Genomic DNA, 16,615 nt, shown 5'->3' with positions numbered 1-16,615 from the left:
CCCGGTGACGGGCCCGTCCGGGGCGTCCAGCAGGTCGGTGAGCAGGGCGGGCAGCAGGCCGCTGTCCGCGCTGTCGCGCAGTTTGTCACGGTCCAGCGGCAGCACGCAGGCCTGGGCGGAGGCGGTGGGCAGCAGGCGGTCCAGGGCCGCGATGCCCTCCTGGGGCCGCAGACTGACGATGCCGAGTTCCGACAGCGCGCCGCCCCGGTCGGGGCGGGCGGCCAGTCCGGCCTCCGCCCAGGGGCCCCAGTTGATGCTGAGCGCGGGCAGTCCGCGGGCGGTCCGGTGCAGCGCCAGGGTGTCCAGGAAGGCGTTGGCCGCCGCGTAGTTGGCCTGGCTCGCCGAGCCCAGCAGGGCGGCGGCGGAGGAGTACATCACGAAGAAGTCCAGTTCCAGGCCGCGTTCCTCGCAGGCGCGGTGCAGGTGCCAGGCGCCCAGGGCCTTGGGCTCGGCCACGGCCCGGAAGCTGTCCGGGTCCAGGTGCAGCATCAGGCCGTCCCGCAGGACGCCCGCGGCGTGCACCAGGCCCGCCAGGGGCGGCATCGAGGCGTCCAGCTCGTCCAGCAGCGCGGCGACGTCCTCGGCCCGGGAGACGTCGGCCCGGCAGACCCGGACCTCGACCCGCCGGTCCCGCAGTTCGGCCAGGACCGCCTCGGCCGCCGCCGGGACACCGCGCCCGGCCAGGGCCAGGTGACGGGCCCCCTGGTCGGCGAGGTAGCGGGCGGTCTCCAGGCCCAGGGCGCCCAGGCCACCGGTGATCAGGTAGGTGGCGTCCTCGCGGACTCCGCCCTCGCGCCGGACCGCGACCGTGGCGGGCGGGTCCTGGTCGGGGCTGAGCACGATCTTGCCGGTGTGCCGGGCCTTGGCCATGTGCGCGAAGGCCGCGGGTGCCTCGGAGTAGCCGAAGCCGGTCACCGGCAGGGCGGCGAAGTCGTCCTCGGCGAAGCCGCGCACGACCTCGTCCATCAGCCGGGTGATCAGGGCCGGCTGCTCGGCCAGCGACACCTCCAGGTCCACGGCGAAGAACGAGCGGTTCTGCCGCAGGGCGCCCAGTCCCAGGTGGCTGTTGCCGTGGACGTCCTGCTTGCCGATCTCCACGAACCGGCCGCCGGGGGCGAGCAGCGACAGGCTGCGCACCAGTGCCTCGCCGGCCAGCGAGTTGAGCACCACGTCCACTCCGCGGCCACCGGTCAGCTCCCTGACCTCGTCCGCGAACCGCAGCGACCGCGAGTCCATCACGTGGCGGACGCCGAGGCCGCGGAGCAGTTCCCGTTTCTCCTCGGTGCCGGCGGTGGCGAGGACCTCCGCGCCGTTGCGGCGTGCCACCTGGAGGGCGGCCAGGCCGACTCCCCCGGTCGCCGAGTGGATCAGCAGCGTCTCGCCCTCCCGCAGCCGGGCCAGGTACTCCAGGCCGTACACGGCGGTCAGGTAGGCGATGGGCACGGCCGCGGCCTGCCGGGCGGTCAGCCGGGCCGGCCTGGGCGCCACCAGGGCCGCCTTGGTGGTGGTGTAGCGGGCCATGCTGGAGGGTGCGACGGCCATCACCTCATCGCCCGGCCTCAGGTGCTCCACGCCCTCCCCGACCGCGGTGATCCGGCCGGCGCACTCGGCGCCGAGCGGCACGGTGCCCGACGGCACGCCGGGGCAGATGTCCATGGCCTTCAGCACGTCGTTGAAGTTGACTCCGGCGGCGTCGACCTCGATCTCGACCTCTCCGGGGCCGGGCGCGGTCCGCTTCCACAGCGTCGGCGTCACGCTGTCCAGGACTCCGGGACGGGTGGCCAGGAGCCGGTGGTTGCCGTCGCGTTCCGCATCGAAGGGCCGTCGGCGCCAGGTCTCCTCCGGCTCCCGCGCCGACGGGGCCCAGGGCTCCAGGCGGGGGGCGTACCGCCTGCCGTTCCGCAGGGCGAGCTGGTCCTCGTCGCCGCCCGCGAGCAGTTCCTCCAGCAGGCCGTCGGCGCCGTCTCCGGCGGGGTCGATGTCGACGATGAGGGGGCGCAGTTCCCCGTGCTCCAGCCGGAGGACGCGGGCCAGTCCCCACATCCCCGCCTGGGCGAGGGCGGGCGGCTGCCACTCGTCGCCGACGCGCTGGACGCCGCGGGTCAGCAGCACCAGGCGGGCCGGCCGGTCCGCCTCGGTGCGGGCGAGGGCCTGGACGAGGCGGAGCACCGACACACAGCCGCCGTCGCGCGCCGTCCACAGCGACCGCGGTCCGCCGTCCTCGGGCGCGTCGAGGGCCCAGGCGTGGACGACGCCCGCGCAGGGCCACGACCGGGCGCCGAGGTCGGCGACGAGCCGGGTGTAGTGCTCGGGGTCCTCCGGGTCGATCTCGTAGCGGTCCCCGTCCCGCGACCGGTACTCCGGGCCGGGGACGACCGTGACGCAGGTGCCGCCGCGTTCCTCGATGCCGGAGCGCAGTGCGGCGGCGACGCCGCCGCCGTCGGCCAGCAGCAGCCACCTGCCTCCGCTCGCGTCCAGGGGTGCCCCGTCCGCCGCGCGGGGGGTCTCCCGCCACCCCGGGCCGAGCAGCGAGCGCGCCACCGCGTCGTCGGCCGTGCCGCGCTCCAGGCGCCGCAGGGTGATGCCGGAGACCTCGCCCGCCCGGGCTCCGGACTCGTCGTAGAGCACCACCCGGCCGCCGGTGATCTCCTCGGCCCCGGGGGCGGCGCCGTCGATCCGCGCGTGGGCCCAGCGGGGCACCGTGCGGGGGGAGGCGAGGGCGAAGCGGGCGACGCCGACGGGCACGTAGGTGGCCGCGTGCTGTCCGTCCCGCGGGTGGAGCGCCGAGGCGAGGACCTGCAGGCAACTGTCGAGGAGTGCGGGGTGGACGGTGTACGGAGCCCGGTCGGGGTCCAGTCCGTCGGGCTCGCGGAGCCGGGCGACGGCCTCTCCCTCGCCGCGCCACAGGGCGTCGACGCCCCGGAAGGCGGGGCCGTAGGGGAGTCCGGCGGCGGTGAGGTCCGTGTAGTGCCGTTCGGCCGTGACGGCCCGTCGGCAGCGTTCGCGCAGTTCCTCCGGGCCGGCCGGGGCGGTGTCGTGGCCGCCCTCGCCGTCCTGGGGGAGCCTGTACCTGCCCCGGGCGGCCTCCGCCCAGTCGGGCCCGGCGGCGTCACCGGAACGGCTGAAGAGCCGGAACGAGCCGGTGTCCGCGGTTTCCGGGAAGCACACCAGTTGCAGCGTGGGCCGTTCGGCGGTCTCGCTCACCACCGTCATGGCGGACAGGGAGACCTCCTCGATCACGGCGCGCCGGTCGCCGAGCACCTGCCGGGCCGCGGCCAGCGCCGCGTCCAGCACGAAGCTCGCCGGCAGGACCTCCGCCCCGTCCACGCGGTGGTCCCGCAGGTAGGGGAGGCCCGAGAGGTCGACGCGGGCGCACCAGTAGTGGGCCGTCGGCTCGGTGGCGGAGTGCACGTGGTCCTGCAGGGCCGGGTGGCCGGCGGACGGGGCGTTCCGCCGGTGCGCGGGCCGCTCGCCGATCCAGTGGCGCTGTCGCTGCCAGGGGTAGGAGGGCAGGGCGGCCCGGGGGCCGTCGGGGCCGTGGATCCGGCTCCAGTCGACGGGGTAGCCCGCGCTGTAGAGGCGGCCCAGCTCGGCCAGGAGGGCGGAGCGGCCCGGCCCGTCGCGGTGGAGGGAGGCGACCACGGCGCACTCCGCCTGTTCCTCCTCCATCCGTTCGGCCACGGCCTCGCCGAGCATCGGGTGCGGCGACACCTCGACGAACACGTCGTGCCCGGCGTCGGCCAGGGCCCGTACCGCGCGGTCGAAGAGCACCGGGCGGCTCAGGTTGGACGCCCAGTACTCGGCGTCCAGCGCGGTGCCCTCGACGGTCCCGCCGGTGACCGTGGAGACCATCGGGATCGCCGCGGCGCGCGGGGCGAGGCCGGACAGCAGGTGCCACAGCTCGGCGGCCATCGGTTCCATCAGCGGGCTGTGGGAGCCGAATCCGACCGACTCCAGCAGGCGGCAGAAGACGCCGTCCGCCTCCAGCCTGCGGACCAGTTCCTCCAGTGCCCCGGGTTCCCCGGACAGGACCGTGGAGGTGGGGCCGTTGTGGGCCGCGATCCACACCGGTCCGGGGCCGAGGTCCGCCAGGAGCCGCCGTGCCCGGTCGGCGGAGATCCCGGCCACGGCCATGCGGCCCGCGCCGACGGCCGAGCGGATCACCTGGCCGCGGTGCAGCGCGGTCCGCAGCGCGTCCTCCAGGGTGAGGGCACCGGAGACGTGGGCGGCGGCTATCTCACCGACACTGTGTCCCACGACGGCGGCGGGCTCGACGCCCCAGGAGCGCCACAGCGTCGCCAGGGCCACCTGGACGGCGCACAGGGCCGGCTGTCCGACGTGCGGGTCCCGCAGCCGGGAGGATTCCCGGTCCGCCACCAGTTGTTCGAGCAGGGACCAGTCGGCGTGCCGGCGCAGGAGCGCGTCGCAGCGTTCGAGCACCGAGCGGAAGACCGGTTCGGTGGCGAGCAGGTCGGTGGCGAGCGGCCACCAGCGGGGGCCCTGGCCGGAGAAGACGAAGGCGGTGCGGGGCCGCCGTCCCACCCGCCGCACGCCGGTGGACAGCCCCGGTGCCTCCTCGCCGCGCAGGAAGGCCGCCAGGGCCTGCCGGAACTCGGCCCGGGAGGAGCCGACGCAGGCCAGCCGGTGGTCGTGGTGCGTCCGGCGGACGGCGGCGGTGTGGGCGAGGGCGTGCGCGCCCGGACCGGGGTCCGGTCCGGCGAGTCGCTCCTCGTACCGGGCCGCGAGGTCCCGCAGCGCCGCTTCGCTGCGGGCCGAGAGGGGCAGCGCCCAGGGTCCGTCGTCGGCGGGACCGGGGTCGGCGGGAGGCTCGGGCGCCTCCTCCAGCACCAGGTGCGCGTTGGTGCCGCCGAATCCGAAGGAGCTCACCCCCACCAGGGCGGGGCCCTGGGCGGAGGGCCAGGGCTGCAGCGTGTCGGCCACCCGGATGCCCAGCTCCTCGAAGGGGATGTGGGGGTTGGGCTTCTCGTAGTGCAGGCTCGGCGGGACGGTCCGGTGGCGCAGCATCAGGGCCGCCTTGATCAGCCCGCCGATGCCGGCCGCCGCCTCCATGTGGCCGAGGTTGGACTTGACCGACCCGATCAGGCAGGGGTGGGCGGGGTCGCGGTCGGCGGCGACCACCGCGGCCAGGGCCTTGGCCTCGATGGGGTCGCCGAGCATGGTGCCGGTGCCGTGCGCCTCCGCGTAGTGGATCTCTTCCGGGCGTACCCCGGCGTCTGCGTAGGCGGCCCGCAGGACGGCCTCCTGCGCGTGCGGGTTGGGGGCCATGATCCCGTTGCTGCGACCGTCCTGGTTGACCGCGCCGCCGCGGATGACGCCGTAGACGGTGTCGTGGTCGGCGAGCGCGCGTCCCAGCGGCTTGAGCACGACGATCCCGGCGCCCTCGGAGCGGACGTAACCGTCGGCCCTCGCGTCGAAGGGCTTGCAGCGCCCGTCGGGGGCCATGACCCCGGCCTTGCTGAAGTTGATCGCCGCGGCCGGGGAGAGGATGAGGTTGACGCCGCCGGCCAGGGCCAGGTCGCAGTCGCCGCGCTCCAGGCCGGCGCACGCCTGCAGGACCGCCACCAGCGAGGAGGAACAGGCGGTGTCGACGGCGATGCTGGGACCGCGCAGGTCCAGCAGGTACGACAGCCGGTTGGCCGCGATGCTCAGGGCGCTGCCGGTGCCGGTGTACGCGTCGATCGATTCCAGGTCCCCCAATTGGAAGGTGGCGTAGTCGAAGGACGAGATGCCGATGAAGACCCCGGTTCGCGATCCGGCCAGCCGCTCCGCGGGGATCCCGGCGTCCTCCATCGCCTCCCAGGCGACCTCGGCCAGCACCCGCTGCTGCGGGTCCATGCGTTCCGCTTCCTGCGGGGAGATGCCGAAGAACTGCGGGTCGAAGGCGTCGACGTGGTCGATGAAGCCACCCCAGCGGCTGTTGGTCCTGCCGGGCGCCGCCGGGTCCTCGTCGAACAAGTCGTCGGCGTTCCACCGCTGGGCGGGGACCTCGCCGACCGCGTCCCGGCCCTCGCACAGCAGCTTCCAGAAGGACTCCGGTCCGTTGGCGCCGCCGGGGAACCGGCAGCCGATCCCCACGATCGCGATGGGCTCCCGCGTGCCGGGCCCGTGGTGACGCCGGGCGGGTTTCCCGGCGGTCACGGTCGTGGCGCCCGCCGCGGGGTGCGCCGGTCCGGCGAGGTGGTCCGCCAGCGCCTCGATCGTCGGGTACTCCCACACCAGGGTGGCCGGGAGCGAGCGCCCCAGGCGCTGCTCGAGGTCGCCCACCAGGGTGACGGCGTCCACCGATCGCAGCCCGTAACCGGCGATGGGCATGCTCCGGTCAAGTTGGGCGACCGGGATGCCCAACCGCTCGGCCAGCCTCTCCGCGAGCCATTCCTCGATCTCCGCCCGGGACGGACCCTGCCCGGCCGGAGGCTCCTGCGCGGTCGGCGGGGCACCGCTCCCGGCCGCTTCGCCCTGCGGGGCGCCGCCCGCTGCCCCGGCCTCCGCGTCCGCGGCGGTGGGGGTGGGGGTGTGGTCCGCGGCGCTCCAGGTGGCGACGCACCGCAGGGCGCCGTCGAAGAAGGCGTCCAGGCAGGCGGCGCGCTGCAGCTTGCCGCTGGAGGTCTTCGGGACCTGACCGCGCCCCACCAGGGCGATGATGTGCGCCTCCAGGCCGAAGTCCCGGGCCAGCGTGGCGCGGATGGCGGAGATGATCCGGTCGGTCTCGGCCTTCGCCGGTCTGCCGGCTATCTCCTGGACGACGACCAGCCGCTCCTCGTCGCCGATCTCGCGCGAGCCGGCGACCCCGGCGTGGGGCTGCAGGGCGGGATCGGTCTTCTCCACCGCCAGCTCGATGTCCTGCGGGTAGTGGTTCCTGCCCGCGATGATGATCACGTCCTTGCTGCGGCCGGTGACGTAGAGCTCGCCGTCGTCGAGGAACCCGAGGTCCCCGGTGCGCAGGAACGGTCCTTCCCCGGTGTCCGCGATGCGGGCCCGGAACACCTCCTCGGACAGCTCGGGCCGCTCCCAGTACCCCCGGGCGACACTGGGACCGCTGACCCAGATCTCCCCGACCCGCCCGTCCGGGAGCCGGAGGCGGGTCAGGGGGTCGACGATGGCCACCTGCTGGTCCTCGATGCTCCGGCCGCAGCCGATCAGGGGGCGGGCGGTCTCCTCCGGCTCCGGCTCGATCACGTCGCCGCCGGTCAGCGCTTCCGCGGAGACGTCTCGGCGCACCGGCCGGGCGCGCCAGTCCCCGCTGGAAACGGCTAGGGTGCCCTCGGCCAGCCCGTAGGACGGCAGAAAGCTCGTCATCCGGAAGCCCGAGACCTCGAAAGCCTCGGCGAACCGTTCCAGACTTCCCAGCCGAATCGGTTCCGCACCGCTGAACGCCACTTTCCAGCCGCTGAGGTCCAGTTCTCGGCGATCGCGCTCGGTCGTCTTGGCCACACAGAGGTCGTAGGCGAAGTTGGGGGCGCCGCTGAGGGTTCCCCCCTGGTCGGTTATGGCTCGCAGCCAGCGCACCGGACGCTTCAGGAAGGAAAACGGCGACATGATGGTCACCGGATAACCGCCGAACAGCGGTGCCAGCACCCCGGCGATCAACCCCATGTCGTGATAAGGAGGCAGCCAGGTGACCATGTGGTCCTGCCGGCCTTCCCCGACGCCGAATACGCGGTTGATGCACCGCAGGTTGTGCACGAGGTTGCCGTGGCCGACCATCACCCCCTTGGGGCGGCTGGTGGAACCGGAGGTGTACTGCAGGAAGGCGATGTCGGCGGCCGAGCCGTCCGGGCGCCGCCAGGCGTCCGCCGCGTGACCGTCGATTTCATCGACGCTCAGCCAGGACAGTTCTCCCAGCGCCGGGGCGACCTCGGCGAACCGGCCGGCCATCGACGTGATCGACGCCGGTGCCAGCACCACCGCGGGCCGGGCGTCCTCGATGATGCCGATGAGCCTGCTCAGAGTGCGTTTGAGGAAGGCCGGGTCGGGCGGGTACACGGGGACGGCGATCACCCCGGAGTACAGGCAGGCCAGGAAAGCCGCGGCGTAGTCCAATCCCGGAGGGCAGACGATGAGAGCGCGCTCACCGGGCGGAAAGCGTTCCTGGAGCGTGGCCGCGATAGCCCGTACCTGGGTTTCCATTTCGGAGTTGGTGACGCTGATCGGGTCTCCCTCGCCCTCGGCGAGGAAACGGAAAATTCGCCCCTCTGGAAACTCGTCGAAAATTCTTCGGAAGTGATCAGTGAGCGTTCCATCAAACGACATCCCGACCATCCTCATCGTTACCCAGGGGAACCCGGTGCGACTACGACGATTTCCTCGCCACATGACGGGGAGGCTTTTTCCGACGCGAGAAGGCAACCATAAGGCGACCGCACTGTCCAGCGCCCAGGTGTTCAGGATGGGCGCCACACAAAAACGCCGGGGATGATTCCTGAAGGAATCATCCCCGGCGTGACGGGGGCGTCACCCGGCCTTGCTCGACCCCTGGAGACGCATCTCAACCCCCTGAGCCAGTCGCATCCACCTGTCGGCGCACTGCCGGGCGGCGCGGGCCACCTCGGAGCTACGGTGCGCCGGAACGCCTTCGATGAGCCATTGCAGCCTGGATGAATCAATGGAATGCATTTTCAGTAGAATGAGTAATTCTCGGCCGGCCTCGGTGAAACGCAGAGAGGGATCTTTCCGCATCCTCCTCAGCGTCTCGTCGTCGGTGGCAGGGGGAGCGGGGGGCGCCGGTTCGGGGAACGGCACGGCCTGCCGGATCCCATTCCCCCGCCCACTGGAAGCGGGGCACTCACGCGGTGCCACCTGGCCGGCGGCACCGGTCCCCTCGGCGGCGCGGAGCTTCGGCGGCACCGGATCCTGCCCCCGGCGCATCCGCTCCCGGACGTCGCGGGCGGTCGCCAGGGCGACCCCTGCCCCGCTGGCGATCTCGCGCAGCGAGGCATCGGGCCGTTCGGCCACGATCCGGCCGGCCCGGCGGCGCCCTTCCGCCGCGTTGAGCGGCCGACTCCGGCCATCACGCCCGGTCCGGGTGTTCGACTGCGCGACCGCGACAGTTGAACGGCGGCGAAGACCGCCCACGGCACTGGCCGACAGCCCGGTCAACTCGGCGATCCGGCGGTCCGACCAGTGGGGGTGACTGAGGAGGAGGCGGTTGACGGCCGCCAACCGGTCCGCTCTGGTGAGGGGCATACCGTGTTTCGCGTTCAACCGCACGGAGAGGGCGAAGACCGCGTCCGGCCCACCGCCGACGAACTGGGCCGCGATGGACGCCTCGCCCCGCAGCTCCGCGGCCCGCACCCGGTGCATGCCGTCGACGATCCGCATGCTGGGCCAGTGCACGACGATGGGCGGCAGCACGGCCTCGCACTCGGCCAGCGCTCTCACATGGTCGGCGACCTCGCCCTCTACGCGCGGAGAATCAGCCGACAGCAATGAGGCGATCGGCAGGACATGCACCCCCGGGGGGCGGTATCCGCCTTCGGCCGACGCCGGGGAGTCGCCGCCCGATAAGGGTCTGGACATGAGAAGCAGCCTCCTTCTCGACTCGGAAACACGATGTCCGGATATGAACAGATCCGCCGGGCCCGCTCACAGAACCCGCCAATCCGGGTACTACCGGTTTTTCCAGGGAAAAGACCCCCTCCACGGAGGGGAATCACCGTGCGGTACACAGGCGACCGATCCCGCAGGACCGGCCGGCGGCATGACACTCCGGGCCTCATCCCGGAAGACGCAGGCGAACAACACACCACCCCACCCCCATCGGGAAGCGGAATACCCGGCCATCTCGTGGCACAGCCATCCCTTGTGCGAGAATGCGGCAAAATAACGGAGTGTCAACACATCCGCGTTTCCTCGCGTCGCAACTCCGTCTCGCCTTGCCGCTCCTACTCACACGTTAACCAGGCCCTCACGCTCTGTCAATGAACCGACACACCGCGAACGGCCGGTCGATACGGATTTCCAGGAAAGCGCTTCCCGGAAGGTCGGCGCGACTTCGCACCCCGCGGAAATGACCGATGCGCGTGGAGCCGGGCAGGCATGGGCGCATGCTCCCTGGGACCACCATGCGAGGACAGGGAGGAGTTGAAAAACAAATAACCTATTCGCGGACTTCGGCTGCCGATGACCTCCGGGCGGCTTCCTCCCTGCCAGGCGCGGTTTCGGCCGACCGCTGTCCGAGATGTGCGGAGTACAGGTCCGCGGCGACTCGGCACACCGGTACGGGAATAGTTCGGCCGAGCGGCGGCCCGAAAGCGGGCAAGAAACCATGTCAACGGCAATTCGGAGGAATTCCTCACCGCTTCGACCACCCGCGGGGCTTCCCGGCCCTTCCCGGCGAAACCGATCTCGCCGGCACACGGCCTGCGTCCCGTCCGGGTACGCCGTCCGCGGGTCCGTGGCACACGGGAAGTCCACAACGGAGCGAGCGGTTTCCCGGGAAAGCCGTGAGGTCCGCCGCCCCGCACACCGGCGGAAGCCGGGGTCACGGTGAGGCGGGTGCCCACCGGACCGGTCACGGGATCCGGAGCCGCGGCAGCCGCCGTGCCGCCGGCCGTTCCGGTGTTGGAGCCCCGTCCCCTACCGCGGACGTCCGTCGGCGGAGCGAGGGGCCGCCTGTCGAAGCCCCGTCAGTCGCGGCGGAACGCGGTGACACCGAGGCCGGCTACCGGGAGACCGGTACACGGCAGCAGGAGACCGCCAGGCGGTGAGGCGGCGCGCCTCCCACGGCACCCGGCCCCCGCCCCCGGCCGCCGTGGCCCGAACGCGTCCGATCGACGGAGCGGCTGTCCGCCGGACAAGACGGGAGGCTCCCGCACTGCTCGCGGCACCTGCGTCCCGGAACTCGTCATGCCGGCGAGCGCTGGAGGCACTGGGCGGGGAAGACGGCGACACAGGTGCATGGGCTCTCCACGGGATGAGGGTGAGGACGCGCGGAGGCACGCTTGGCACGTGCTCACCGCGCGGGGCACGATGGGTGGCGCGTCCGACGGCCCGACACGTCCCGAAGCCGGAACGGCGAGCGAACCGGTGCCACTTATTCCGGTCTCCTGAGGGCGATCGCCATGGCGTTTCAACGTTGCATCTCGTTCCCGGAGGAATGACAGCACGCCCGGGCCGGACTGTCCATCCCCCGGACACCGTTTCCTCGAACTCCCCCGGACGCCGCTGCCCCGCCGCGTGACGGCCGCCCCGGAAGGTCCGGGAACCGCTTGCCGCACACCACGCGGCGGCCCGGACGTCCCGATCGTGGCGGACACCGGCCGCGGTGCGCCCCGGCCGGCGCTCCCTCCGACGCCACGGGTCCGTTCCCGCCCGGCGGTCCCCTGCGCGGCGGGTCACCATGACCGCAGACGGGGCGTTCACGGAACTGCCCGCACGGCGGAGCCGGACCGGCCGGGCGAGCAGGGGCCGTGGTGCCCCGGCCGTCACGGCGCGGGACCGCGGCCTGGCCGCCCCACGCCGGTACCGGGACCGGGAAGGGCACCTGCGGGTGCCGCGGAAGCGGGTGGAAACCACCACCGACGGGACCGGACCCCGCCTCGCCCCTGTCCGGCCAGGGGTGCGGGGCACCCGGCCGGTGTCCGGCGCACTGCCGCCGACGGCGGTCAGCCGTACCGCCCCGCCTCAGTCATCCGGCCCCAGCAACTTCTCCGGAGCCTCCAGCAGGCCCTTGAGGCGCTGCAGGAACAGCACGGCGTCGCGGCCGTTCAGGAGCCGGTGGTCATAGGCCAGGCCGACGTTGGCCACCGTACGCGCCGCCACCGCCCCGTCCGCGTCCAGCACCAGCTCCCGCTGCGGCCCGGCGAGCGCCAGCGCGCACACCTGCCCGGGGAAGACGAACGGCACCGCGGTCACCACGTCGACGTCGTTGTGCAGGGTGACGGTGATGTTGCCGCCGGAGAGTTCGGACTCCCGGAAGGTGCCCGACATCGCGGTCCGCCGGAAGCCGGACACCGCTTCGACGATCTCCTCGAAGGACCGCTCCGACGCCCTCTCGACCACCGGCACGAACAGCCCCTTGCCCACGTCCATCGTCACCCCGACGTGTGCGGCCTCGGACAGCTCGGCCGTGCGGCCGTCCACCAGGCGCGCGAAGCACAGCGGGAACGCGTCGTGCGAGCGGGCCACCGCCGCAAGCAGCAGCTCCGGCAGGCCCACCAGCCGGCGCAGCCGCCTGCCCGCCAGGGAGGCCCGGCGCTGGGCCTCGGTGACGTTCACCTTCACCACGGTGTACGCGGCGGGAATGGTCTGCTGCGAGCGGATCACGGAGCGCCCGACCGCCTGCTGCACCGGCGGCAGCTCGAACGTCAGCGCCGGATCGGTGGCCGTGCCCGCCGCGGCGCGCTGTTCTTCCTCCCGCACCCGGGCGGCGAGCCGCTCGACGTCCGTGCGCCGGACGACCTTCACGCCGAGGGCGAGCACACGCTCCTCACCGACGCCCAGCTCGGCCATCAGCGCCCGCGCCGGATTCGTGATGGTGACCCCGGCGGAGGCGTCCGCCGCTCCGGAGGCGGGCGCCGCTTCGGCAGGCGGTACGGGGACGGAAGCCGGTGCCGGGGTCTCGCCGGGGGCCAGGACGTGCCCGATGACGTCGCCGGGCATGCAGGTCGACCCGGTGGCCAGCGCCTGGTGCAGGGCGCCGCCGACGGCGGACTCCAGTTCCTCGGCCGCCTTGGAGGTCTCCACCACGGCCACCGGGTCCCCCTCGGCGACCGGCTTGCCGTCCTCGATCAGCCACTCGACGAGCGTGTACTCGGTGTCGTTGTTGTTCAGCTTGGGCACACGGATCTCAGTCACGCAGGGCCTCCACAACCGCTTCCCGAATCGTGGCCCCGCGCACCAGGACCCGCTCCTCCAGATGCGCGGCGCTGGGGATGACGCTGTCCTCGGAGTGGACGAGCGCGACCGGGCGCGGCAGCACGCCCCACAGCCGCCGGTGCACCTGCTGCGCCAACTCCGCGCCCCAGGTGCCGCCGGCCGTGCTCTCCTCCGCCACGCAGATCGCCCGTGCCGCGCCCAACGTGCCCAGCAGCGGGCCCGGGTCGAACGGGTACAGGCGGGTGGGGACGAGCAGCAGCGTCGTGATCTCTTCCTCGACCAGCAGGTCGCGCACCGCCTCGCAGGCCCGGTGCGCCATCCCGCCCGGCGCGATCAGCACGACGTCGTAGTTGTCCGGGTCGTCCACGAACACCCTGGTCACGTCCGGAGCGTCGGGGTGCCGGTCGTAGGAGAGCAGGTCGTCGACGACGCCGTCGCGGAACATCCGGCGCGTGTAGAGCACCTTGTCCTCGAACAGCATCGCCGGTTCGGCGCGCTCCACGATCTCCGACAGCAGCTCGTAGGCGTCCCGGAAGGGCGAGATCTCGTACAGCGACAGGCCGGGCACACCGATGAAGTGCTTCTGCAGGCTCTGGCTGTGCGTCGCCCCGTAGCCGCGCCGGCCGCCCATCGGGCAGCGCACCACCAGCGGCATCGGCACCCGGCGGCCGTACATGGAGACCGACTTGCTCGCGAAGTTGACGATCTGGTCGAAGGCGAGCGCGACGAAATCGCCGAACATGATCTCGACGACGGCCACATCGCCCGCCAGCGCGAGACCGGCGCCGGCGCCGACGATGCCCGACTCGCTGATGGGCGTGGTGATGACCCGGCCGGGGAAGCTGTCGCTCAACCCCTTGGTCACCTTGAACGCGCCACCGTAGGGGTCGGCGATGTCCTCGCCGAGCACGTACGCCCGGGGCACCGCGTCCAGCAGCCGGTGCAGTGACTGGTTGAGGTTCTCCGCTACCCGCACGACCCGCTCCACACCGCGGGCGGCCGTCCGGCCACGTCCCGCGCGATCTCGTCCACCTCGGCCCGGACCTTGGCGTCCCAGCGCTCGAACTGCTCGGGGAACGCGGCCCGGTAACGCCCGTACCAGTCGTGCTCGCGTGCGTGCGCCACCTGCTCGGGCGTCCGGGTGTCGTCACCCTTGCTGTGCGGGCCGACCCGGTGCGTGACGAACTCGACCACCAACGGCGCGCGTTCCGTCCGCACCTCCCGCAGCAGCGGCTCCAGCTCGGCACGGATGACGCGCACGTCCAGCGACTCGACCCGGCGGTGCCGGACACCGAACGCCGCCGCCCGCCCCGCGATGGTGCCTGCCATGTTCACCTCGGCCGGAGTGGACTGGGCGATGCCGTTGTGCTCCACGGCCACCAGCAGCGGCACCCGCCACAACTGGGCCATGTTCAGCGCCTCGTACACCGCGCCCTCGCCCCAGGTGCCGTCACCGATGAAGGCGCACACCAGGGCGCCGGGCTCGGCCCGCACCTGGTGCAGCCCCACCCCCACGGCCACCGGCAGGCTCTGGCCCTGTACTCCGGTGGACAGGTAGCGGTTCCGCAGGATGTGCTGGCTTCCCCCGACACCGGAGCACACGGCACCCTCGCGCCCCATGATCTCGGCCAGCAGGCCGGCCGGGTCCCGGTAGCGCGACAGGTAGTGGCCGTGCCCCCGGTGGTTGCTGAAGACGAAGTCCCGCGCCTCCAGCAGCGGCCGCAGGGACACCGGCACGTACTCCTGCCCCAGGCAGGTGTGCGTGGTGCCGTTGAGTTCGCCCTGCCCGAACAGGTCGAGCAGCCTGCGCTCGAAGTGCCGGATGAGCAGGAGCAGTTCGAGGTCCTCATCCGCCAGCTCGGAGAGCGGGGCGAGCGCCGCCGGATCGGCCCCGGCGGCGCGCGGCTCGGCCGGGACACCGGTCATCGCGCATCCGCTTCCGGGTCGATCTCCACGATCGCCCGGGCCAGTTCGGCGATCGTCCGCGTCTCGATGAACGTCTCCAGCGGCACGTCCACCCCGATCTCCCGCTGGATGCGCATGGCGATCTCGATGATCAGGATCGAGCGCGTGCCGAGATCGGGCAGGTGGCCGTCGACGCTCAGCCCGTCGGCGTCCACCTGATGGGTCTCCAGGACGTCCCGCCAGATGGCGAGCAGCCGCTCGGGCAGTGGCACGGGCGTGAGGGTGCTGGTCATCGTGAGCACTTCCCTGTGCGTCGGACGGATTCGTTCGCATGCGCCACTCCGGCAGCGCGCCATACCGGACCTCAGCCTGGCCGCGCCTACTAAAGCCCAGCTAAGACCGGTCGCGGCCCGCCGGCCCGCCCATCACAGCAGTCTTAGCTCGGCTTTAGTCACCGTGCTTAGCGTCGAGCCGCTCCCATGGATCAAGTAGCGCTCTCCTGCGTACCGGGACTCCGCTCGCCGTCACTCGCCGATCCCCGACCGAGCTACGCAGGCGGCGCAGGCCGATCTCCTGCGCGGCTCGGGATCGAGCCCTACGAACGCTGTGAAAGGGCGGACGGTAGCGGATGAGCATGAGCACCGAGGACAAACTTCGCGACTACCTGAAGCGTGTCACCGCCGATCTCCGCCGGACCCGGCAACGGCTCGACGCCGCCGTCTCCGGTGAGCAGGAGCCCGTCGCCATCGTCGGCATGGCGTGCCGCTTCCCCGGCGGCGTCGCCTCCCCCGACGACCTGTGGCGGATCGTCGCCGAGGGCGTGGACACCGTCTCGACGTTCCCCACCGACCGCGGCTGGAACATCGAACGGACCGTGCGGGAGTCCGAGACGCTCCTCCCCGAGGGTCGCGAGCCGCAGGGCGCCTTCCTGGACGACATAGCCGGGTTCGACGCCGAGTTCTTCAACATCTCGCCGCGTGAGGCCCTGGCCATGGACCCCCAGCAGCGGGTCATCATGGAGATCTCCTGGGAAGTCCTCGAACACGCCCGTATCGCACCGGACTCGCTGCGCGGGAGCCGCACCGGTGTCTTCATCGGTGCCACCCACCAGGACTACGGCCCCCGGCTGAGCGATCCCGCCGAGGGCGTCGAGGGCCACCTGATGACCGGCAGCCTGCCGAGCGTCATCTCCGGCCGCGTGGCCTTCGCCCTCGGCCTCGAAGGCCCGGCGCTGAGCGTGGACACCGCCTGCTCCTCCTCGCTCTCCGCCCTGCACCTGGCCTGCCAGTCCCTGCGCCAGAAGGAGTGCACGCTCGCCCTCGCCGGCGGCGTCACCCTCATGCCCACGCCCGGCATGCTCATCGACTTCGACCACCAGGGCGGCCTGGCCCCCGACGGCCGCTGCAAGGCGTTCGCGGACGCCGCGAACGGCACCGGACTCGCCGAGGGTGCCGGAATCGTCCTGGTCGAGCGGTTGTCGGACGCCGTACGCAACGGTCGCCGCATCCTGGCCGTGGTGCGCGGCTCGGCGATCAACCAGGACGGCGCCAGCAACGGCCTCTCCGCTCCGAACGGTCCGTCGCAGCAGCGGGTCATCCGGCAGGCGCTGACCAACGCCGGGCTGACGGCCGCCGACGTCGATGCCGTCGAGGCGCACGGCACCGGCACCACGCTGGGCGATCCGATCGAGGCCCAAGCCCTGCTGGCCACCTACGGCCAGGACCGGCCCGCCGAGACCCCTCTGTGGCTGGGGTCGCTGAAGTCCAACCTCGGCCACACCCAGGCCGCCGCCGGCGTCGCCGGTGTGATCAAGATGGTCATGGCGATGCGGGAGGGGATGCTGCCGCGGACCCTGCACATCGACGAACCGACC

At 72.7% G+C, this 16,615-nt stretch carries 7 protein-coding genes; 1 reads left to right on the top strand and 6 read right to left on the bottom strand.

Annotated elements, in window-relative coordinates:
- The 6 genes from VE546_RS14580 to VE546_RS14555 all read right to left on the bottom strand — a co-directional run.
- A partial coding sequence (locus VE546_RS14580) for an SDR family NAD(P)-dependent oxidoreductase (RefSeq protein ID WP_324922336.1) occupies positions 1 to 8,271 on the bottom strand: 8,271 nt, incomplete at its 3' end.
- Between the two features lie 201 nt (positions 8,272 to 8,472).
- The gene (locus tag VE546_RS14575; protein ID WP_324922334.1) at positions 8,473 to 9,537 is read right to left on the bottom strand and encodes a hypothetical protein; all 1,065 of its coding nucleotides are present in this window, start codon (positions 9,535 to 9,537) and stop codon (positions 8,473 to 8,475) included.
- 2,106 nt (positions 9,538 to 11,643) lie between these two features.
- Positions 11,644 to 12,816 carry a 2-oxo acid dehydrogenase subunit E2 gene (locus VE546_RS14570; RefSeq protein ID WP_324922332.1) on the bottom strand — a complete coding sequence of 391 codons (1,173 nt, stop codon included), beginning with the start codon at positions 12,814 to 12,816 and terminating at the stop codon, positions 11,644 to 11,646.
- The gene (locus VE546_RS14565; protein ID WP_324922330.1) at positions 12,809 to 13,813 is read right to left on the bottom strand and encodes an alpha-ketoacid dehydrogenase subunit beta; all 1,005 of its coding nucleotides are present in this window, start codon (positions 13,811 to 13,813) and stop codon (positions 12,809 to 12,811) included. The genes VE546_RS14570 and VE546_RS14565 overlap by 8 nt, the downstream gene beginning before the upstream one ends.
- A complete protein-coding gene (locus VE546_RS14560) occupies positions 13,804 to 14,763 on the bottom strand; it encodes a thiamine pyrophosphate-dependent dehydrogenase E1 component subunit alpha (protein WP_324922328.1) in 960 nt (319 codons plus the stop codon). Before VE546_RS14560 ends, VE546_RS14565 begins: the two co-directional genes overlap by 10 nt.
- Positions 14,760 to 15,035, bottom strand: coding sequence for an acyl carrier protein (locus VE546_RS14555; RefSeq protein ID WP_324922326.1), 276 nt, complete (start codon positions 15,033 to 15,035; stop codon positions 14,760 to 14,762). Before VE546_RS14555 ends, VE546_RS14560 begins: the two co-directional genes overlap by 4 nt.
- Positions 15,036 to 15,376: 341 nt before the next feature.
- Here VE546_RS14555 and VE546_RS14550 point away from each other — a divergent pair.
- The coding region (locus VE546_RS14550; RefSeq protein WP_324922325.1) for a beta-ketoacyl synthase N-terminal-like domain-containing protein at positions 15,377 to 16,615 on the top strand (1,239 nt) is incomplete at its 3' end.

It is taken from the genome of Streptomyces sp., from assembly GCF_035644915.1.
Classification (GTDB): Bacteria; Actinomycetota; Actinomycetes; order Streptomycetales; family Streptomycetaceae; genus Streptomyces.
The sequence above is the reverse complement of the archived record's forward strand: the minus strand, read 5'-3'. Positions and strand labels throughout refer to the sequence as shown.